A 19,805-nucleotide genomic window follows, 5' to 3' on the forward strand; every position below is an offset into this window, starting at 1 on the left:
ACCCGGGACCTGGTCGTGTACGAAGCAGCGAACACCGCCTGCGTCGCCACCGGACCCTCCTCACCGGCCTCCAGATCCGTGGCATCGGTGATGACACCCGAACCGACCCGCACCGCGAGACGGGCAGCGATCTCCTTGCCCTCGGCCGAGGACACCACCAGCACCGCCACCGGCGAGACCGCCTCGAACGCCGCCTGCAACGCATCCACCTTCGGCACCACCAGGTACTCGGCGAACTCCGGCGCATCCGCCGCCAGAACCCTCACCGCACCGTGCTCACCCAGCACCCCCGCGGTCGCCTCCGCACCAGCACCCAACGCCACCGCGACCGGATCACCGATCCGACGGGCCAGCGTCAACAGCTCCAGCGTGGGCTTGCGGACCGCACCGTCCACATGATCGACAAGAACAAGAACTTCAGCCATGACAACGCACTCCAGACGAGAAACGAGAGAGGAAGAGGAAGAGGAAAGGGAGCGGGGGTTAGATGAACTTCTGACCCGCGAGGAACTCAGCGAGCTGCCTGCCGCCCTCACCCTCGTCCTTCACGATCGTGCCCGCCGTACGCGCCGGACGCTCCGTCGCGGAATCCACCGCCGTCCACGCACCCGCCAGACCCACCTCGTCCGCCTCCAGACCCAGATCACCCAGATCCAGCGACTGAACCGGCTTCTTCTTCGCCGCCATGATCCCCTTGAACGACGGGTAACGCGCCTCACCCGACTGGTCGGTCACCGACACCACCGCCGGAAGCGACGCCTCAAGACGCTCCGTGGCCGTGTCACCATCACGACGCCCGGTCACCACACCCCCGCTCACCGCCACCTCCGACAACAGCGTCACCTGCGGCACACCCAGACGCTCCGCCAGCAACGCCGGCACCACACCCATCACACCGTCCGTCGACGCCATCCCGCAGATCACCAGGTCATACCCGGTCTTCTCCACGGCCTTCGCCAGCACCAGCGACGTCCCCATCACATCCGTACCGTGCAGATCGTCGTCCTCGACGTGAACCGCCTTGTCCGCACCCATCGACAACGCCTTGCGCAACGCGTCCTTGGCATCCTCCGGACCCACCGTCACCACGGTGATCTCCGCATCATCCGCCTCGTCCGCGATCTGCAACGCCTGCTCGACCGCGTACTCGTCCAGCTCCGACAACAGACCGTCGACATCCTCACGGTCCACCGTCAGGTCATCGGCGAAACGCCGGTCACCGGACGCGTCGGGCACGTACTTCACACAGACAACGATCCTCAAGCTCACGCCGGCTCTCCTACTGCATCGTCATTTCTGGGCTGCCTTGTTGCACGCAGCATAGGCGCCATGTCGGGCCGTTCCCGGTCAGGGCGACCGAGGCTCCGAGCCGATATTACTCGCCAGTACACCCAGTCTCTTACCCCTGGGCAACCGCTGTGCACTGTGACCTTGCCAACGGCGGCCGATCTGTGCACGGGGTGCGTGGGGTCAGTCTCGCAGAGCGGTGAAGCGGCCCTGGTGATAGACGAGCGGACGGCCCGCCCCGGCGGGGTCCCCGGCCACGGCCTCGGCGATCACGATGCGGTGGTCCCCGGCCGGGACACGGGCCACGACACGGCAGACCAGCCAGGCCGACACGTCGGCGAGCAGCGGTACGCCCTCGGGGCCGGGGGCCCAGTCCGTCGGCGGGCCGAAGCGGTCGGCGCCGCTGCGGGCGAAGGTCGCGGCCAGTTCCCGCTGGTGCTCACCGAGCAGGTGGACGCCGACGTGCTCGGCGTCGGCCAGTACGGGCCAGCTGGAGGAGGACGTACCGACGCCGAAGGAGAGCAGCGGGGGTTCGGCCGCGACGGAGGTCAGCGAGGTGGCGGTGAAGCCGACGGGGCGCTCCCCCGTCGCGGTGATCACCGCGACACCCGCGGCGTGGCGGCGGAAGACGGAGCGGAAGAGCTCGGACGTGGTGACCGCCGGGGAGGTGGCGAGGTCGGGCGAAGCCGTCATGAACGTGTCCTTATGCGGGAGAGGCGTACGGGTCCGTGGGTGCTCAGACACCTGGACAGCGCGCACTCGCGCAGCGTGCGAGGTCCACATGGACCCGGCCGTGGAGAAGGAGTTCTGGCGGCATAACGTCAGACTGACGATGCGTGGTGGGTGCAGTCAAGGGAGTTCCGCAAGGTGCGACATGCGTCACGGTCCGTCATATGGCGTGTCCCAGCGCCGCGACGACATCGACCGTCCGGGGCTGGCCGGACGCACGACGGACCACCTCGCCGTCCGCGTCGAGGACGAGGACGGTCGGCGTCTTCGTGATGTCCAGCCGCCGTACGAGCGCGAGATGGGCCTCGGCGTCGATCTCGATGTGCGCGACTCCCTCGACCATCCCGGCGACTTCCACCAGGGTGCGGCGGGTCGCCCGGCACGGCTGGCAGAAGGCGCTGGAGAACTGGACGAGCGTCGCCCGTTCCCCCAGTTCCGCGCCGAGCTGGGATGCGTCGAGGCGCTGTGCGCCGTTCCGGCCGTCCACGTGGTGCCTCCTCGATCAGAGCTCTTCGCAAGGGGTCAGCACCGGCCGCCCTCCGGACATTCCCGCAGCTCCCGGGGGGCGCACACGTGACGAGAATCTCGCAGCCCGAGCCCGCCGGGACTGGCCACCGGCTCCCACATGGGGCACCATCGCCACAATGCCGAAAACCTACGGCTGCGTAACTTCCGCCGGGAGAACCCTCCCCAGGCACTGAAGAAGGGTCTTCACCAGATGGCAGAACTCGTCTATCGACCGGTCGTCGGCGCCGCTCGCACCCTGTTCAAGGCGCTCGACCTGAAGATCGACACTCAGGGTTCGGAGCACATCCCGAAGACCGGTGGTGCGGTGCTGGTCAGCAACCACATCAGCTACCTCGACTTCATCTTCACCGGCCTGGGCGCCCTGCCGCAGAAGCGGCTCGTCCGGTTCATGGCGAAGGAATCGGTCTTCCGGCACAAGGTCTCCGGTCCGCTGATGCGGGGAATGAAGCACATCCCCGTCGATCGCGACCAGGGCGAGCACGCGTACGCCCACGCCCTCAAGTCGCTGCGATCCGGTGAGATCGTGGGGGTGTTCCCCGAGGCGACCATCTCGCAGTCGTTCACCCTGAAGAGCTTCAAGTCGGGCGCGGCGCGCCTCGCCCAGGAGGCCGGGGTCCCGCTGATCCCGATGGCACTGTGGGGCACGCAGCGGATCTGGACGAAGGGGCGGCCGCGCAATTTCAAGCGCAGCCACATCCCGATCACCATCCGGGTCGGCGAGCCCGTGGAGGCGCCCGCCGACCAGTACGCGGGGGCCATCACCCGGCGGCTGCGCGAGCGGGTGCAGGAGCTCCTGGAGGCCGCCCAGCGCGCCTACCCGGTGCGCCCGAAGGACGCGAGCGACACCTGGTGGGTGCCGGCCCACCTCGGCGGTACGGCCCCGACGCCCGCCCAGGTGCGCGAGGCGGGCTGACGGCACTCCCGCCGATGACGGGGGGTATCACTGCGCGGCGTGGACGGTGATCCGCGCCCCGGGGCTCAGCTGCTCCAGGGTCTCGGCGAGTTCGGTGCCCGCGGCGTCGAGATCGCCGGTCGTCATGGGCGCGAGGCCCTCCAGCAGGAAGACGGCGTTCACCGAGTCCTCGGTGAGCCGGGTGCGCACGCCCTGGCGCCAGTTCCAGCGGCGGCAGGTGACGCCCTCGTCGTCGCACCAGACGACCTCGCCCGGCTCGGGGTACTCCACCGTCTCCGCTCCCCCGGCGACGGTGGGGAACGGCTCGTCGCCGGTCGCGCGGATCAGCCGCATGCCGCCCTTGACGTGGTCGGTGTCCTCGCCGCCGACCGGGACGAGATGGGCGACGCTGATCGCGTTGTAGGCGTCGACGAGGAGGTTGATCCGGGGCAGCCCGCCGTCGGCGAGGGCGCGCCGTGCCAGCGCCTCGGCCGAATTGCGGGTGCGGGAGGGCTTGGCGCCGAAGGCCGTGTAGGTCTCGCGCCAGGCGGCGATGCGCGGGTCCTCGTGCGGGGCGCGGCCCTCCAGGCGCTCGGCGAGCCTGCGGGAGGCGGCGTCCAGCAGGGCGGAGCTGCGGGCGTCACTGGGGCCGTTGACCAGGCCGCGCGCCTCGACGGCGAGGTGGGTGAAGCCCGGCGCGAGCGTGCGCACCTCGTCGGACACGGTGAACGTGAGGGACATCGTCTGCCTTACCTTGGGCCGTGACCGGGGGGAATGGGTGCGGTGGAGGGGTTCGGTGCGTTCGGCGGCGTTCAGAGGCCGGCCGGAAGCATCCGCCACAGCTCCACGCGGTCCCGGGCGCTTCTGAGCGCATGGAGGACCGCGGACGCTGATGCAGCATAGATTATCGGATAGTCCACTTCATTGGACTCTTCGCGCACGGTCCAGGCCAACCGCTCCTCCTCCAGGGAGAACTGCGCGTCGATGCCCGGCTTGTTTCCCCGCGGGGACGCCGGAGGCCCCCCAGGTGACGCGCGGGTGCTCGTGGTCGATGGCCTCGTCGGCACCCAGGTACAGGGAGATGCCCGAGGACTGCGGGGTCGGCTCCATGTCCCAGAGCGCACGAAGCGGCCGACCGCAGATCCATCAATCTACGGTCGGCCGCATAGCCATACGGAAGGAGGGGGCGACTAACGCGCCATCTCTTCCTTCAACGCCTGGAGGAAGGCGTCGACGTCGTCCTCGCCGGTGTCGAACGCGCACATCCAGCGGACATCCCCGGCCGCCTCGTCCCAGAAGTAGAAGCGGAAGCGCTTCTGGAGCCGTTCGCTGACCGCGTGCGGCAGCCGGGCGAAGACGGCGTTGGCCTGGACCGGGTAGAGGATCTCCACCCCGTCGATCGCCCGGACGCCCTCCGCGAGCCGCTGGGCCATGGCGTTGGCGTGCCGGGCGTTGCGCAGCCAGAGGTCCTTGGCGAGCAGCGCCTCCAGCTGGACGGAGACGAAGCGCATCTTGGAGGCGAGCTGCATGGAGAGCTTGCGCAGATGCTTCATCGCCCGGACCGCGTCGGGATTCAGGACGACGACGGCTTCGCCGAACAGGGCCCCGTTCTTCGTGCCGCCGAAGGTCAGCACATCGACGCCGACCGTGTTGGTGAACGTCCGCATCGGCACGTCCAGGGAGGCGGCCGCGTTGGCTATCCGGGCCCCGTCGAGGTGCACCTTCATGCCGCGCTCATGGGCGTGGTCGCAGATGGCGCGGATCTCGTCGGGGGTGTAGACGGTGCCCAGCTCGGTGTTCTGGGCGATCGAGACGACCTGCGGCATGGCCCGGTGCTCGTCGTCCCAGCCGTACGCCTGCCGGTCGATGAGCTCGGGGGTGAGCTTGCCGTCCGGGGTGGGCACGGTGAGGAGCTTGAGGCCGCCCATCCGCTCGGGGGCCCCGCCCTCGTCCACGTTGATGTGTGCGGACTCGGCGCAGATGACCGCACCCCAGCGGTCGGTGAGCGCCTGGAGGGCGACCACGTTGGCCCCGGTGCCGTTGAAGGCCGGGAAGGCCTCGGCGGTGGGCCCGAAGTGGCTGTGCATGATCCGCTGGAGGTGGCCGGTGTACTCGTCCTCGCCGTAGGCGACCTGGTGGCCGCCGTTGGCGAGGGCGATGGCAGCGAGGACCTCGGGGTGCGCGCCCGCGTAGTTGTCACTGGCGAATCCGCGTACCTGCGGATCATGGTGACGTCGGGCGTCGGTCCTTACGGTTGCGGGGTCAGCCACAGGCGCTTTCCGTTCACTTCGGTGGCGGGCTGCTCCCAGACGCCGACGATGGCCTCGGCCAGCTCCGTGACGTCGGTGAAGCCCGCGAACTTCGCATTCGGGCGCTCGGCGCGCATCGCGTCGTGCACCAGTGCCTTGACCACCAGGATCGCAGCAGCGGTACGCGGCCCCTCCTCGCCCCCGGCCTTGCGGAAGGCGTCGCCCAGCGCGAGGGTCCATGCCTCGGCGGCGGCCTTGGCGGAGGCGTAGGCGGCGTTGCCCGCGGTGGGCTTGCTGGCCCCGGCGGCGCTGATCAGGAGATACCGGCCCCGGTCGCTGCGCTGAAGGCCTTCCTGGAAGGCCAGCGAGGTCGACTGGACCGTGCGGATCAGCAGCTTCTCCAGCGCGTCCCAGTCGGACAGGGCGGTCTCCTCGAAGGTGGCGCTGCCGCGCCAGCCGCCGACGAGGTGCACCAGTCCGTCGATCCGGCCGAACTCCGCCTCGGTGCGCTTGGCCCAGTCGCGGGTGGCGTCGAGGTCGAGCAGGTCCACGGTCTCGCCGGTGACGGTGGCTCCACCGTGGGCGTACCGCGCGGCGTCCACAGCCTCGGCGAGCCGTTCGGGGTTGGCGTCGCAGCCGACGACGGTCGCACCGGCCTCGGCGAGCCGCAGCAGCGTCGCGCGGCCGGCCGGTCCGGCCGCACCGGCAACCGCGACCACGGCGCCTTCGAGCGCACCGGTCCCGCCGCCCGTACCGATTCCGTTCATGGCCACCGCCTCCTCAGGAGAATGGTTCACGCGGCTGCCCGCTCGTCGTTCGCCGCGGTGATTCCCTTGGTGGAGGCAATCACATGCTTCAGCTTCTTGGCGAGCGCCTCATAGAACATGCTCAGGGGAAACTCGTCAGGAAGCACGTCGTCGACGAGCTTGCGAGGGGGAAGTGTGAGGTCGAGGGCGTCGGGGCCCTTGGCCCAGCGGGATCCCGGGTGCGGCGCGAGGTAGGTGGAGACCAGGTCGTACGCGGCGAACCAGTGGACCAGCTTGGGGCGGTCGATGCCGTCGCGGTAGAGCTTCTCGATCTCCGCGCAGAGCTGGTTGGTGACCTGCGGGGCACGGTCCCAGTCGATCTTCAGGGTGTTGTCGGTCCAGCGGACGACGTCGTGCTTGTGGAGGTAGGCGAAGAGCAGCTGGCCGCCCAGGCCGTCGTAGTTGCGGACGCGCTCGCCGGAGACGGGGAAGCGGAACATCCGGTCGAAGAGCACCGCGTACTGCACGTCACGGCCGTGGGCGTTGCCCTCGGACTCCAGCTTCACGGCCTCCTTGAAGGCGGTGAGGTCGCAGCGCAGCTCCTCCAGCCCGTACATCCAGAACGGCTGGCGCTGCTTGATCATGAAGGGGTCGAACGGCAGGTCACCGTGGCTGTGGGTGCGGTCGTGGACCATGTCCCACAGGACGAACGCCTGCTCGCAGCGCTGCTGGTCGCCGATCATCTCGCGGATGTCGTCGGGCAGCTCCAGGCCGAGCAGGTCGACGGAGGCCTCGGTGACGCGGCGGAAGCGGGCGGCCTCGCGGTCGCAGAAGATGCCGCCCCAGCTGAAGCGCTCGGGGGCCTCGCGCACGGCGATGGTCTCCGGGAAGAGGACCGCGGAGTTCGTGTCGTACCCGGCGGTGAAGTCCTCGAAGGTGATGCCGCAGAAGAGCGGGTTGTCGTAGCGGTTCGCCTCCAGGTCGGCGAGCCACTCCGGCCAGACCATCTTGAGGACGACCGCTTCGAGGTTGCGGTCGGGGTTGCCGTTCTGCGTGTACATCGCGAAGACGACGAGGTGCTGGAGGCCGTCGGCGCGGTTCTTCGCGGGCTGGAAGGCGAGCAGCGAGTCCAGGAAGTCCGGCACGCGGAAGCCGTCGGCTGCCCAGCGGCGCAGGTCGGTGACGAGCGCACGGTGGTAGTCGGCGTCGTGCGGCAGCAGCGGGGACAGCTCCTCGACCGCGCCGATCACGCGCTCGACGGCACGCTCGACGGTCGCGGGGGACGGGGCGCCCTCGGCCTCGAAGTCGATCGATCCGTCCTTGGACTGCCAGGGGCGGATCTCCTCGACGGCACCCTTGAGCACAGGCCAGGCCGGGTGCTCGACCACCCGCTGGGCCGTAGCTATCTCGCCTTCGGTGGCGTCGTGCACAAGAATTTCCGTCATAACACTTCCTCCACGGGACAACCTCGCGTGGAGCCACCGTAGCCGTGCAGGGTTCCTCCCGACAAGGGGGGCCCTGAAAATTATCCTGCGCACCCCCATGGTCACCGCTGTTTTTCCTGTTACACCCCGGACAGACGCACAGTTCCCGCAGTCGCTGCGGGAGCCCGCCGACCGGGCCCGCACGGCGGCAGACATCGGGAGCCCCGGCCGTTACCCTCCCCAGTGCCGTATTGCCGTACCTCCGCGCGGGCAGGAGCAGTTGGCGGACAACCGCCGACGGAAACGAGGTCGCCTTGTCTTTTCTCACCCTGGGTCATCGCGGAGTGATGGGTGTCGAGCCCGAGAACACCCTGCGCTCCTTCGTCCGCGCGCAGGCGTCCGGGATGGACGCCATCGAGCTGGACCTCCACCTGAGCAAGGACGGCGCACTCGCCGTCATGCACGATGCCGCCGTCGACCGCACCACGGACGGCACCGGGCCGATCGCGGCCAAGACCCTGGCGGAGCTGCGCGAGCTCGACGCGGGTCAGGGCGAGCGGGTGCCCGTCTTCGAAGAGGTGCTGGAGGCGATCTCCGCGCCGCTCCAGGCGGAGATCAAGGATGTGGCGGCGGCCCGCGCGCTGGCGGACGTGATGCTGGAGCGCGATCTCGTCGGACGCGTGGAGGTCTCCTCGTTCCACGACGAGGCCGTCGTGGAGATCGCCCGGCTGGTGCCCGGCGTACGGACGGTGCTCATCGCCAGCCGCTGGGGCGCGGACGTGGTGGACCGGGCGAAGGCGGCGGGCGCGGCGACGCTCGCGCTGAACATCCGCCGCCTCACCCTGGAGGTGGTGGAACAGGCGCACGCCGAGGACGTGAAGGTGATCGGCTGGGTGGTCAACACCCAGGACCAGCTGCGCCTGGCGCGGGCGCTGGGGCTGGACGGCGCGACCACCGACTTCCCGGAGATCCGCCGCACCGGCCGCTTCACCGCCTGAGCCCGGCCGGGCACGCCGGGCACGCCGGGCACGCCGGGCACGCCGGGCACGCCTCAGAGGCTCTTGACCAGCAGTTCGAAGGCCAGTCCGTCGCGCTGCGGGATGCCGAAGCGCTCGTCGCCGTACGGGAACGGGGTGAGCTCTCCCGTACGGCGGTAGCCTCGGCGCTCGTACCAGGCGATCAGGTCCTCGCGCACCGAGATCACCGTCATGTGCATCTCGCCGACGCCCCAGCTCTCTTTCGCGGTGCGCTCCGCCTCGGCGATGATCAGCTTGCCGAGTCCGCCGCCCTGGAGGCCGGGACGCACCGCGAACATACCGAAGTAGGCGGTGTCGCCCCGGTGTTCGAGCTGGCAGCAGGCGACGAGCTCGCCGTCCCGCTCGACCGCGAGGAGCCGTCCCGCCGGGGCGTCGAGGACCTCGCGCACTCCCTGTTCGTCGGTCCGCTGCCCCTGGAGGATGTCGGCCTCGGTGGTCCAGCCGGTGCGGCTGGAGTCCCCGCGGTAGGCCGACTCGATGAGGGCGACCAGTGCCGGGACGTCGTCCCCGGTCGCGTCGCGGAAGGTCAGCCGGGCCGAGTCGGCGGGCGGGGCGGTGTCCATGGTGGCGCTCTCCGTTTCTCAGCGGCCTCTCCGCTGCCGTGCGTGCGATCGAGAGTAGCGCGGCCTGTAGCGCCCCTCCCGGGCCCCGGCGCACCCCCTTCACACCCCTGTGCGCCGGGTTCGGCGGCGATCGCCCGGGCATCGACCAGTCGACCCGCAGGAGTGCCGTACGTCCGAGGGGGATGCGCGCCGTGCACGGAGGAACCCTGGTCGGCTGGCTGCTGCTGGCGTTGTGCGCGGTGAGCGGCGCCTACTGCCTGCGGCACGCCCGTACGGGGACCCCGGCGGAGCGCCGCGCCGCGCGCGCGGAGGCGCTGATGGGTTTCGGCATGGCGGCGATGGCCGTACCGGCCGCGGTGCTGCCGCCCCCGGAGTGGGCGTGGGCGGTGTATGCGGTGCTCTTCGGCACCTCGGCGCTGCGGTCGCTGCGCCCCGCCCTGGGCGGCGGCCATCACCTGCACCACCTGGTCGGCTCGCTGGCCATGGTCTACATGGCGATCACCATGGCACCGGCAGTCCCGGGAGGCGGCGGGGTCGGGCATGCCGGACACGGGGCGGCGGGCGGTGCCGGGGGGATACCGGCGCTGACGGGTGCGCTGCTCGTCTACTACGCGTTCTACGTACTGAGTTCGGCCGGGCGGCTGCTGCCCGTGGCCGCCGCGCCGGGCGGAGCGGTGCGCGTCGCCGGGCGCGGGCCCGGAGGATTCGGGAGCGGTAGGGACGAGCGCTCCGGGCTCACCGCGGCCTGGCGGCTCACGATGGGCATCGCCATGTTCGCCATGCTGCTCACCCTGTGAGACGGGAAGTGGGACAGAAGCCCCGGCAAACCGTGGTCTGCGTCACTTGCCGGTCGCAGCCATACCAATGGAAGACCCGCCCCTCATAGTCTGAGGCCATGCTGGTCTCCCTCGCGCTGCTGCTGCTCGGTGCACTGACCGCTCTGGTGACCCCGCGACTCATGGCGCGCGCCCAGTGGCCGGAGCGCGAGCCGGTGGTGGCCCTGTGGGTCTGGCAGTGCGTGGTGGCGGGGGTCCTCGTCTCGTTCGCCCTGTCCATGACGTTGAGCGCGGCGGCCGCCTGGCAGGCGGTGCGCGGCCATGTCTTCGCCCCGGCCCCGCACGCCGTGGTCGAGGCGTACGCCCTGGCGGCGTACGGCCCGTGGTCGGCGGTCATCGCGGTGCTGCTGGCGCTGGGCGGACTCTGGAGCGGCGCGATGCTGCTGAGGGAGATCCGGCGGGCACGGCAGCGGCGCAGGCAGCGCAGGGCCGAGCTGCTGGTCCGCTCCCCTCTCCTGCCGGGCGAGGAACCGGGCGCCGACCGCCTCGTGGTGCTGGAGGGCGAGCGCCCCGACGCCTGGTGGCTGCCCGGTACGGCGCCGCAACTCGTCATCACCACCGCCGCGCTGAGCCGCCTGAAGGGCCGCCAGCTGGACTCCGTGCTCGCCCATGAGCAGGGCCACGCCCAGGCGCGGCACGACTGGCTGCTGCACTGCTCGTCGGCGCTGGCGGTGGGTTTCCCGCAGGTCCCGGTGTTCGCCGCGTTCCGCGACGAGATGCACCGGCTGGTCGAACTGGCCGCCGACGACGTGGCGTCACGCCGCTTCGGCCGGCTCACGACCGCGCTGGCCCTGGTCGGACTCAACGAGGACCGGGGGGTGTTCGGCCCCTGCCCCACACCGGACGCCCAAGTCCCGCTGCGCGTCAACCGGTTGCTGACCCCGGTCGAGCGTCTGACGGCGGGCCGTCGGCTGCGCCTGACGGCCGCGGCGGCGCTGGTGCCGGTGATTCCGCTGGTCGTGGCGTTCGTTCCGGGGCTGCGGGCACTGGGCTAGGAGTACGCCGGGGGCGGGGCGGGGCGGGCTTCGGGCCGCATCCTCCGCGAGGATCGCCCCCATGCGCTCCTTCCGAGTCTCCCCGCCGCAGCCCCTGCCCCGACCCCGGACCGCCGCGCTGTGGACCGCGTCCGTCGCCGCTGCGGCCGCCCTGGCGCTGCTCGCCCTGGTGGCCGCGCGGTGGCCCCCGTTGCTGTCCCTGGACCGCACGGTCGCCGAGGCCCTGCACCGGGAGGCGGTGGCCGATCCCGGGCTGGTCCGGGTCAGCCGGGTGCTGACGGACTGGGTGTGGGACCCCTGGACGATGCGCCTCCTGATCGCGGTGGCCGTGCTCGCCCTGTGGTGGCGGGGTGCGCGGCTGCTCGCTCTCCGGGTGGCCGCGACGAGCGTGCTCGCCTCCCTCCTCCAGCAGGGGCTGAAGACCGCCGTGGGGCGCGAGCGCCCGCGGTGGCCCGACCCGGTGGACACGGCCCACTACTCCGCGTTCCCCTCCGGCCACGCCATGACGGCGGTGGTCAGCTGCGGGTTGCTGGTCTGGCTGCTGCGGCTGTACGGCACGGGCCCCGGGGTGTGGGGTGCGGCGCTGGCCGTGGCGGTGGTCTCGGCTGCCGGCGTGGCGGTGACCCGGGTGTTTCTGGGGGTGCACTGGCTGAGCGATGTCGTGGGCGGCGCTTTGCTGGGGGTGGCCGCGGTGGCTCTGTGCGCCGCCGGGTACGCGCGGGATGCGGCGCGCCGGGACCCGGTGGGAGCGGCTCGGGCTTCCCGGCTCTGAGGAACCCTCGAACACCGCAGCGGACCCGGCCCAAGGCGGTCTTGTCGGCGCGGGAGCGTACCGGGAAGGATCGCACCATGGTGGTCAAGGGTGTGCTGTTCGACTTCTCCGGAACCCTGTTCCGTATCGAGCCGGTCCGGGACTGGCTCGCGACCGTGCTGCGCGAGCGCGGCACCGAGGTGGCGCCGGAGGATTTCGAGCGGTACGTGCGTCAGCTCTCGGCCGCCGGCGCCCTGCCGGGCGGTCCGCCGCCGGTCCGGGTGCCGGAGCGGCTGGCCGGGGTGATGGCCCGGCGGGACCTCGGCGCCGCTCTGCACCGCGAGGCGTACACGGGTCTGGCCCGGCAGGTCGCCCTGCCCGATCCGGGACTGTACGAAGCGCTCTACGACCGCCATATGCTGCCGGACGCCTGGCGCCCCTACCCGGACGCGGCGGAGGTGCTGGAGGGGCTGCGGCGGGCGGGCATCGCCATCGGGGTGGTCAGCAACATCGGCTGGGACCTGCGCCCCGTCTTTCGCGCCCATGGGCTCGACGCCCTGGTCGACGCCTATGTCCTGTCCTACGAGCACGGGATGCAGAAGCCCGCCGCCGGGCTGTTCCGGACCGCCTGCTCGCTGATCGCCCGGGATCCGGCGGACGTGGTCATGGTCGGTGACGACCGCGGGGCCGACGGGGGCGCGGCGGCCGTGGGCTGCGAGGTCCGGTTCGTGGACCACCTGCCGGTGGCCGGGCGGCCGGACGGCCTGCGGGCGCTGGGGCTCGTGCCGCCCCGGGGCGGCAGCACGGAGAACGGCAGCCGGTCCGGAGTGTGAGGCATATCCTGCCGCGGAGGGGGTATTAGGGGCGGGTCGTGGCCGTAGCCTGGGGGCATGCCCCCGATGTCGTCGTCGTCCGTTTCCGTGCGTTCCACTGCCGAGGTCAATGCGGAGATCCGCGACCTCTGGCAGCGCGCGGGCGGCCGGCTGACGCCGCAGGACGAGAGGGAATACCAGCGGCTGCTGGTGGAGTGGGCCGCAGCCACCGGTGACACCGGCCGGACCGCCGCCTGACGGCCTTCGGGCCCCTATGACCGTACGCGCGAAAAGCGCCCGATCCGGCGATCCCCCGCGTCGCCGGATCCGGGCGCATCCAGCATGTCCCGGCCCGGCTCACCGGTCAATGAATTTCCTGCGCTCACACGGCGGGGCCGGTGCCTCCCGGGCGGAGAACCTCACGGAAGACACCGGCCCCGGACTGCGCGCCGCGTGTTCCGCGGAGCCCGCCGACGGGTCAGCGGTCGAAGTAGTCCGGCTGCGTCTGCGCGTTGAGCCTGTCGAGCCTTACCCGCTTCGCCGGGTCGGTGCGCCGGTCCTTCAGCTTCAGTACGTCGAAGCCCTTGGCGATGTCACTGGAGTAGATGTGACCGTTGTAGTAGTACGCCGACCAGGGACCGGCCGTGGTGACCCGGTCGAGGGTGACCGGGCCGCGCTCGAAGAAGGCGATCTCCTCGGGCTTGGCCGAGTCGGTGAAGTCCCATACGGAGATGCCGCCCTGGTACCAGGCCTGGACCATCAGGTCGCGGCCCTTCACCGGGATGATCGAGCCGTTGTGGGCGACGCAGACCTCGACGTCGGCCTGGTGGCGGTCGATCTTGAAGTAGCTGCGGAAGACTAGCTTGCGCTTGTCGCCCTTGCCCACGATGTCGTAGATGCCGTCGGCGCCGCGGTCGGGGCCGATCTCCTCGTTGCAGGTGGCCGCGCCGCCGCCGCCGAGCTCGTCGGTGAAGACGACCTTGTTCGCGCCCTGGTTGAAGGTCGCCGAGTGCCAGAACGCGAAGTTCACGTTGTCCTGGACGCGGTCGATGATCTTCGGGCGCTCCGGGTCCTTGATGGAGAACAGCAGGCCGTCACCCATGCAGGCGCCGGCGGCCAGGTCCTTGGACGGCAGCACCGTGATGTCGTGGCAGCCGGTCGTCTTGGAGACACCCGGGTTCTCGGGCGCCCCCGGGTTGCCGCCGTCCGGGAAGAGCACCGGGAAGTTCACGACCCGGGCCCGCTGCGGCGCCTTGAGCGGCACCTTGATGATGGAGATCCCGTCGTGCGGCGGCCGGCAGTCCGGGAACGCGTCGTTGGGCGAGTACGAGGAGACGTACACGTACACGTTCTTCCTGCCGTCCGGCACCAGCGTGTGCGTGTGCGAGCCGCAGGCGGTCTCGACGGCCGCGATGTACTCCGGACGCCGCTTGTCGCTGATGTCGAAGATCTTCATGCCCTCCCAGGAGGACTTCTCCGTTGCGGGCTGGGAGGTGCTGGAGCACGAGTTGTCGCTGCGCGAGGAGTCGGTCGACAGGAACAGCAGGTTCCCGTAGACCGAGATGTCGTTCTGCGCGCCGGGGCAGAGGACCTGTGCGACGGTCTTCGGCTTCTTCGGCTTGCTGATGTCGTAGATGACGAAGCCGTCGTAGTTGCCGACGTAGGCGTACTTCCCCTGGAACGCGAGGTCCGTGTTGGTGCCCTTCAGGTCGCCCTTCGGCACGTTCGTCAGGTGCTTGATGTTCGAGCTGTGGACGATCTCGTCCACGCCGGGTATGTCACCGGCGGCTATCGCCGCCCTGGCCTCGGCCTGCTCGCTGGTGGTGACGGAACCGCGTTCGGCCGGGGCATCGCCCGGGTCGGGCGTCGCGGCCGCTGTGGTGGCCGTCAGCAGCGTGGCGAGGAGTCCGGCTGCGGCTGCAACCGCGCCCAGGCGTCTGCGCCGCACGCGGGTGGTGTGCAACGAGGTCACTGCGTCCTCCCTTGTATCCGTTCGGGTCGAACGGTTCACGGACCCGGGCAGTATCGCCCCTCTCATGTACACATCAACAGATGGCAACATGGACGCGCCGGAAGTTTCCGATCTTTGCTGTGTGGAAGCGTGTCAGGACGGTCCGCAACAGCCCACGTGCCACAGGAGGTCGCCGTGTTGATCCACCACCGGTCCGCAACTCTGCGCTCAACCGCTCTTGCGGCAGCGGCGGTTGCCGCCGTACTCACCCTGGGAGCCTGTGACGCGGACAGCGGCGACGGGAGGCCGGCAGCGGGCAAGGACGCAGGTCCGGGTGTGGTGGCGCCCGGCAGACCGGGCGAACCCGCGCGGACTCTCACCGCCGAGGAGGCCGCCGCGGAGACCGGCCAGGACACCGCCAACTCGGCGGACTTCCGCTATGCGCAGATGATGATCGAACACCACAGGCAAGCCCTCGTGATGACCGGACTCACCCCGGACCGGGCCTCGTCCACTTCGGTCAAGCGGCTCGCGGAACGTATATCCGCAGGCCAGAAACCCGAGATCGGGGCGATGGAAGGATGGCTGAAAAGAAACGGTGGGGACGAGCGGAAGCAGCACCACGACCACGCGGGGATGCCCGGCATGGCGACCGAGGCCCAGCTGAAGAAGCTGCGTGCCGCCGACGGCAAGGCCTTCGACAAGCTCTTCCTCGAACTGATGATCACCCATCACCAGGGGGCGATCACCATGGCCACGGAAGCCCTCTCCGAGGGGAACGACGTCATCGTCGAACAGATGGCGAACGACGTCGTCGCCCAGCAGACCGTGGAGATCAACCGGATGCGCGCGCTGATGACGTGATGCGCGGGTATCCCGTGTTCCGGCCGTCGGTGCGATGCTGGAAGCACCCTCCGGGAAGAGGTACGCCGTGCTCTCAGTCGCCGTCGTGGGTTCCGGTCCCAGCGGGGTCTACACCGCCCAGGCCCTGCTCCAGCAGTCGCTCGTGCCCGATGTCCGGGTGCACGTCCTGGACCGGCTGCCCACCCCGTACGGCCTCGTGCGGTACGGGGTCGCTCCCGACCACGAGAAGATCAAGTCGCTGCAGAACAGCCTCCGGGCGGTGCTGGAGGACGAGCGGGTCACGTTCGTCGGCAACGTCGGCGTCGGCGGGGCGGACGGCGTCTCCCCCGCGCGGCTCGCCCGGCTGTACCACGCGGTCGTCTACTGCGTCGGGGCGGCGGCCGACCGCCCGCTGGCGGTGCCGGGCGAGGATCTGCCGGGGAGTTTTTCGGCCACCCGCTTCGTCTCCTGGTACAGCGCGCACCCCGACATCGCCGCCGACCCCTTCGCCCTGGACGCCCGCTCGGCCGTGGTGATCGGCGTGGGCAACGTGGCGGTCGACGTGGCCCGGATCCTGGCGCGCGGCGCGGACGAACTGCGCTCCACCGACGTGCCCCGCGCCGCGCTGCGCACGCTCGCGGACAGCCGGGTGCGCGAGGTGCACATCGTGGGCCGGCGGGGCCCCTCCCAGGCCCGGTTCACCACCAAGGAGCTGCGGGAGCTGGGCGCTCTGCCCGGCGCCCGGATCGTCGTCGACCCGGCGGAGCTGGCGCTCGATCCGGCGTACGCCGCTCCGGGCGGCCTCCCCGGGTCGCCGCCGCTGCCCGCCGTGGTGCGGCGCAACCTGGAAGTGCTGCGCGGCTGGTCGGCGGGCGGAGGGCCGGCGGCGGAGGGGCCCGGAACTCCCGATGCCGTACGCCGCATCCGGCTGCGGTTCTTCCTGCGGCCGGTCGAGCTGCTGGAGCGCGGCGGGCGGGTGGCCGGGGTCCGCTTCGCCCGTACGGCTCCGGACGGCGCGGGGGGTGTACGGGACACCGGGGCCTACGAGGACGTGGAGGCGCAGCTCGTCCTGCGGGCCGTCGGCTATCGGGGGGTGGAGCTGCCGGGGCTGCCCTTCGACCCGGTGCGCGGGACGGTACCGCACCGGGAGGGGCGGGTGGTTCGGGACGGGGTGCCGTCGCCGGGTGAGTACGTCGCCGGGTGGATCAAGCGGGGGCCGACCGGCGTGATCGGTTCGAACCGCTCGTGCGCCAAGGAGACCGTGGCCTCGCTGCTGGAGGACGCACCCCTCCTGGAGCAGCGTACGGCGGCGGCGGACCCGTTGGCGGTGCTGAGGGGGTGGGGGCTGCGGCCGGTGGAGTGGGACGGCTGGCTGTCGATCGAGCGCGCGGAGGCGGAGCTCGGCCGGTCGCTGGGGCGCGGGCCGGTGAAGATTCCCGACTGGCCCGGGCTGCTGGCGGCGGCACGGAACGGGGACAGGACAGGAAAGGACAGGGACCGATGAGCGGTGAGAGATGAGAGGTGAGCCTTGCCGGTCTCACTCCCGGGTCGCCACCACCAGGCGTGCCCGGGGGCTGCCGTCGGGACGCAGGCCCAGCTCGGCCAACGGCAGCAGCCGCACGACGAAACCGGCCTGCGTCAGGTCCTCCAGCACATCGCCGAGCCGGAACGTGCGGTAGTACATGATGAATTTCGGGCGCCACAGGGCGTTGCGCAGCCGCATCGCCGCGTCGAACCCGAACAGCGACCAGTAGGCGCGCGAGCCCACCGGGGGCGGTGCGCCGAGCGGGAAGACGAACCGGCCGCCCGGGCGCAGCGATCCGTACACCTCGGCGAAGAGCCCGAAGCGCTCCTCGGGCAGGAAGTGCCCGAACGCGCCGAAGCTCAGGGCGACATCGAAGGCGGGCGCGAAGGGCAGGGCGCGGGCGTCGGCCCGCACCCAGTGCACCGCTGGCCCGCCGCCCCCGGCAACCGCCGGGCTGTCGCCCCCGGCCGGGTACGCCGCGCGGTCCGGGAACGCGGCGCGGGCCTGGGCGAGCATGCCCGCGCTGAAGTCCACTCCGGTCACGCCCTCCCGGCACACCCGCCGCAGCACTCCGACGCCCGCGCCGGTGCCGCAGCAGACGTCGAGTCCGGTGTCGAAGGGGCCCAGCGGGCGCAGCGCCCGGGTGACGGCGTCGAGCACGCGGTCCGGGGTGCGGTAGGGCGTCTCGTCGAACTTCGGGGCGAGGAGGTCGTATCCGCGCTCTGTCGAGGAGAGCGCCTGAACGGCCAGTTCGCGCACGGTGGGGCCATGTTTGGTGAACATCACGGACCAGCCTACCGACGCGGGGACACCCGGCGGGCGCTTCCGCCACCCGCGACCCGTGTCAACGGCCCTCGGGAAGGCGCCGCTTGAGGGTGATGACGGCATCGGCACCGTACGCCTGGGTCCAGGTGCGTCCGGCCCCGGACCTCCAGGTGACGTGGGCCGTGGAGCCGTCGGTCCGTACGTTCTCGACGGTCATGGCGCGGTCGCCGTCGCGCACGTCGCCCCGACGCAGTTCGCCCGCCTCGACGGTGACGGGCTGCTCGCCGGGCGCGTTCTCGGCCTCCTCGGCCGCCCGTACGAGTGACGCGGCCAGCTCGCGGGCCGCCTCGGGGGTGCAGGACCAGGCGAGCTCTCCTGCCGGGGCCGAGGGCTCGACGGCTCCGCCTGCCCGGTACGAGAGCCGGACGGCGACGCGGGGCTCTCCGCCGGGCGGCCCGGCGGTGACCGTGGCCCGCACCTCGTGGCCCTCGGCGTCCGTGATCCCACTGCCCATGGTCGTCTCCTCGATGTCCGCCACCCGTCCCGGCCCCAGTACGGCCCCAGTACGGCTCGGTACGGCTTGGGCCGGGACCCTGTCCAGCATGCCAGCCCCGGCGGCGGGCTACGCGAGCGGCACAGACGGCGCAGGTGCAGGTGCGGGCCGAGCGGCTCGGGTGTGCAGGCGTGACCAGGCCGTCCAGCGTGTGAGCGGGCCGCTGTCAGTGGCCGGGTGCAGACTGGCACTGTTCCGGCACAGCGGCGTTTCGGGAGGTCCTGGACCATGACCGACGTACTCCTCACCGCAGGCACCCGCAAGGGCCTCTTCATCGGCCGCAGACGCGGCGGGACCTGGGAGCTCACGGGCCCGCACTTCAACGCGCAGGCGATCTACTCGGTCGGCATCAACACTCGCGGGGACACCCCGAGACTTCTGGTGGGCGGGGACAGCGCGCACTGGGGGCCGTCCGTCTTCCACTCCGACGACCTGGGCGAGACCTGGGTCGAGCCGCAGCAGCCCGCGGTGAAGTTCCCGAAGTTCACCGGGGCGTCCCTGGAGCGCGTCTGGCAGCTGCACCCGGCGGGCCCGGAGGCTCCGGACGTGGTCTACGCGGGCACCGAACCGGCCGCGCTGTTCCGTTCCGAGGACCGGGGCGAGTCCTTCGAGCTGGTGCGTCCGCTCTGGGAGCATCCGACCCGGTCGCGGTGGGAGCCGGGCGGCGGGGGCGAGGGGCTGCACACCGTCCTGACCGACCCGAGGGACGCCAAGGCGGTGACCGTCGCCGTATCGACGGCGGGGGTGTTCCGGACGAAGGACGGCGGAGCGACCTGGGCCCCGTCGAACAAGGGCGTCTCCGCGGTCTTCCTCCCCGATCCGGACCCGGAGTTCGGCCAGTGCGTCCACAAGGTCACCCGGGACGCGGCCGACCCGGACCGGCTCTATCTGCAGAACCACTGGGGCGTCTTCCGCAGCGACGACGGGGGCGGTCACTGGAGCGACATCGGCGCGGGCCTGCCCTCCGACTTCGGGTTCGCCGCGGCCGCGCACCCGCACCGCGGTGACACGGCGTACGTCTTCCCGATCAACGCCGACGCCGACCGGGTCCCGGCGGAGCACCGTTGCCGGGTGTTCCGGACGACCGACGCGGGGCGCACCTGGGAGCCGCTCACCGCGGGCCTGCCGGACGGCGCGCACTACGGCACGGTGCTGCGGGACGCCCTGTGCACCGACGACGCCGATCCCGCCGGGGTCTACTTCGGCAACCGCAACGGGGAGTTGTACGCGAGCGCGGACGACGGGGACACCTGGCAGCAGCTCGCCTCGCATCTGCCGGACGTCCTGTGCGTGCGGGCGGTGGTGCTCGGCTGACGGCA

General features: G+C 71.3%; 21 protein-coding genes and 2 pseudogenes. 10 read left to right on the forward strand and 13 right to left on the reverse strand.

Annotated features, from left to right (window positions below; genetic code table 11):
- The 4 genes and pseudogenes from ACZ5WC_RS28565 to ACZ5WC_RS28580 form a co-directional block, all read right to left on the reverse strand.
- Positions 1–425 (reverse strand): annotated as a pseudogene (locus ACZ5WC_RS28565) (electron transfer flavoprotein subunit alpha/FixB family protein); the annotation flags it as partial.
- A gap of 58 nt (positions 426–483) precedes the next feature.
- Entirely contained in the window at positions 484–1,269 is a 786-nt protein-coding gene (locus tag ACZ5WC_RS28570; RefSeq protein ID WP_468543508.1) for an electron transfer flavoprotein subunit beta/FixA family protein, read from the reverse strand.
- A gap of 201 nt (positions 1,270–1,470) precedes the next feature.
- The gene (locus ACZ5WC_RS28575; RefSeq protein ID WP_468543509.1) at positions 1,471–1,980 is read right to left on the reverse strand and encodes a flavin reductase family protein; all 510 of its coding nucleotides are present in this window, start codon (positions 1,978–1,980) and stop codon (positions 1,471–1,473) included.
- 196 nt (positions 1,981–2,176) lie between these two features.
- The gene (locus ACZ5WC_RS28580; protein WP_468543510.1) at positions 2,177–2,503 is read right to left on the reverse strand and encodes a TlpA family protein disulfide reductase; all 327 of its coding nucleotides are present in this window, start codon (positions 2,501–2,503) and stop codon (positions 2,177–2,179) included.
- Between the two features lie 231 nt (positions 2,504–2,734).
- On the opposite strand from ACZ5WC_RS28580, the gene ACZ5WC_RS28585 reads away from it, so the two are divergent.
- Positions 2,735–3,457: a lysophospholipid acyltransferase family protein gene (locus ACZ5WC_RS28585; RefSeq protein WP_468543511.1), complete on the forward strand. Its 723-nt coding sequence runs from the start codon at positions 2,735–2,737 to the stop codon at positions 3,455–3,457.
- Positions 3,458–3,484: 27 nt separating this feature from the next.
- Here the strand turns inward: ACZ5WC_RS28585 and ACZ5WC_RS28590 are convergent, their stop codons facing one another.
- The 5 genes and pseudogenes from ACZ5WC_RS28590 to ACZ5WC_RS28610 form a co-directional block, all read right to left on the reverse strand.
- Positions 3,485–4,177, reverse strand: coding sequence for a B3/B4 domain-containing protein (locus ACZ5WC_RS28590; RefSeq protein WP_468543512.1), 693 nt, complete (start codon positions 4,175–4,177; stop codon positions 3,485–3,487).
- A gap of 71 nt (positions 4,178–4,248) precedes the next feature.
- Positions 4,249–4,443 (reverse strand): annotated as a pseudogene (locus ACZ5WC_RS28595) (transglutaminase); the annotation flags it as partial.
- Positions 4,444–4,626: 183 nt separating this feature from the next.
- Positions 4,627–5,706 carry a threonine aldolase family protein gene (locus ACZ5WC_RS28600; RefSeq protein WP_468543513.1) on the reverse strand — a complete coding sequence of 360 codons (1,080 nt, stop codon included), beginning with the start codon at positions 5,704–5,706 and terminating at the stop codon, positions 4,627–4,629.
- A complete protein-coding gene (locus ACZ5WC_RS28605; RefSeq protein ID WP_468543514.1) occupies positions 5,685–6,452 on the reverse strand; it encodes an SDR family NAD(P)-dependent oxidoreductase in 768 nt (255 codons plus the stop codon). The genes ACZ5WC_RS28600 and ACZ5WC_RS28605 overlap by 22 nt, the downstream gene beginning before the upstream one ends.
- A 26-nt stretch (positions 6,453–6,478) precedes the next feature.
- Positions 6,479–7,876 carry a DUF6421 family protein gene (locus ACZ5WC_RS28610; RefSeq protein WP_468543515.1) on the reverse strand — a complete coding sequence of 466 codons (1,398 nt, stop codon included), beginning with the start codon at positions 7,874–7,876 and terminating at the stop codon, positions 6,479–6,481.
- Between the two features lie 293 nt (positions 7,877–8,169).
- Here ACZ5WC_RS28610 and ACZ5WC_RS28615 point away from each other — a divergent pair, with 293 nt between their 5' ends.
- Entirely contained in the window at positions 8,170–8,853 is a 684-nt protein-coding gene (locus tag ACZ5WC_RS28615) for a glycerophosphodiester phosphodiesterase (RefSeq protein ID WP_468543516.1), read from the forward strand.
- A 53-nt stretch (positions 8,854–8,906) separates the two neighbouring features.
- Here the strand turns inward: ACZ5WC_RS28615 and ACZ5WC_RS28620 are convergent, their stop codons facing one another.
- Positions 8,907–9,455, reverse strand: a complete 549-nt coding sequence (locus ACZ5WC_RS28620) for a GNAT family N-acetyltransferase (protein ID WP_468543517.1) — start codon at positions 9,453–9,455, stop codon at positions 8,907–8,909.
- Positions 9,456–9,646: 191 nt separating this feature from the next.
- Between ACZ5WC_RS28620 and ACZ5WC_RS28625 the strand changes: the two genes are divergently transcribed.
- From ACZ5WC_RS28625 to ACZ5WC_RS28645, 5 genes are all read left to right on the forward strand, one after another.
- Positions 9,647–10,252, forward strand: coding sequence for a DUF5134 domain-containing protein (locus ACZ5WC_RS28625; RefSeq protein WP_468543518.1), 606 nt, complete (start codon positions 9,647–9,649; stop codon positions 10,250–10,252).
- Positions 10,253–10,350: 98 nt separating this feature from the next.
- Positions 10,351–11,286 carry a M56 family metallopeptidase gene (locus ACZ5WC_RS28630; protein WP_468543519.1) on the forward strand — a complete coding sequence of 312 codons (936 nt, stop codon included), beginning with the start codon at positions 10,351–10,353 and terminating at the stop codon, positions 11,284–11,286.
- Positions 11,287–11,347: 61 nt separating this feature from the next.
- Positions 11,348–12,058 carry a phosphatase PAP2 family protein gene (locus ACZ5WC_RS28635; RefSeq protein ID WP_468543520.1) on the forward strand — a complete coding sequence of 237 codons (711 nt, stop codon included), beginning with the start codon at positions 11,348–11,350 and terminating at the stop codon, positions 12,056–12,058.
- A 77-nt stretch (positions 12,059–12,135) separates the two neighbouring features.
- Complete coding sequence (locus ACZ5WC_RS28640) at positions 12,136–12,870, forward strand: HAD family hydrolase (protein ID WP_468543521.1); 735 nt, start codon at positions 12,136–12,138, stop codon at positions 12,868–12,870.
- A gap of 57 nt (positions 12,871–12,927) precedes the next feature.
- On the forward strand, positions 12,928–13,107 hold the full coding sequence (locus ACZ5WC_RS28645) for a hypothetical protein (protein WP_468543522.1): 180 nt from the start codon (positions 12,928–12,930) through the stop codon (positions 13,105–13,107).
- A gap of 220 nt (positions 13,108–13,327) precedes the next feature.
- Here ACZ5WC_RS28645 and ACZ5WC_RS28650 read toward each other — a convergent pair whose 3' ends face one another.
- The gene (locus tag ACZ5WC_RS28650) at positions 13,328–14,821 is read right to left on the reverse strand and encodes an LVIVD repeat-containing protein (RefSeq protein WP_468543523.1); all 1,494 of its coding nucleotides are present in this window, start codon (positions 14,819–14,821) and stop codon (positions 13,328–13,330) included.
- Between the two features lie 156 nt (positions 14,822–14,977).
- Between ACZ5WC_RS28650 and ACZ5WC_RS28655 the strand changes: the two genes are divergently transcribed.
- On the forward strand, positions 14,978–15,664 hold the full coding sequence (locus tag ACZ5WC_RS28655; protein WP_468543524.1) for a DUF305 domain-containing protein: 687 nt from the start codon (positions 14,978–14,980) through the stop codon (positions 15,662–15,664).
- A 67-nt stretch (positions 15,665–15,731) separates the two neighbouring features.
- Positions 15,732–17,147 (forward strand): FAD-dependent oxidoreductase, encoded by a 1,416-nt coding sequence (locus ACZ5WC_RS28660; protein WP_468543525.1) that lies wholly within the window; start codon positions 15,732–15,734, stop codon positions 17,145–17,147.
- Positions 17,148–17,180: 33 nt separating this feature from the next.
- Here ACZ5WC_RS28660 and ACZ5WC_RS28665 read toward each other — a convergent pair whose 3' ends face one another.
- Both ACZ5WC_RS28665 and ACZ5WC_RS28670 read right to left on the reverse strand, forming a co-directional pair.
- On the reverse strand, positions 17,181–17,951 hold the full coding sequence (locus ACZ5WC_RS28665; protein WP_468543526.1) for a class I SAM-dependent methyltransferase: 771 nt from the start codon (positions 17,949–17,951) through the stop codon (positions 17,181–17,183).
- 61 nt (positions 17,952–18,012) lie between these two features.
- Positions 18,013–18,447 carry a hypothetical protein gene (locus tag ACZ5WC_RS28670; RefSeq protein WP_468543527.1) on the reverse strand — a complete coding sequence of 145 codons (435 nt, stop codon included), beginning with the start codon at positions 18,445–18,447 and terminating at the stop codon, positions 18,013–18,015.
- A gap of 267 nt (positions 18,448–18,714) precedes the next feature.
- Here ACZ5WC_RS28670 and ACZ5WC_RS28675 point away from each other — a divergent pair, with 267 nt between their 5' ends.
- On the forward strand, positions 18,715–19,800 hold the full coding sequence (locus ACZ5WC_RS28675; protein WP_468543528.1) for a WD40/YVTN/BNR-like repeat-containing protein: 1,086 nt from the start codon (positions 18,715–18,717) through the stop codon (positions 19,798–19,800).
- Positions 19,801–19,805: the final 5 nt, after the last annotated feature.

It is taken from the genome of Streptomyces sp. NPDC033165, from assembly GCF_055577965.1.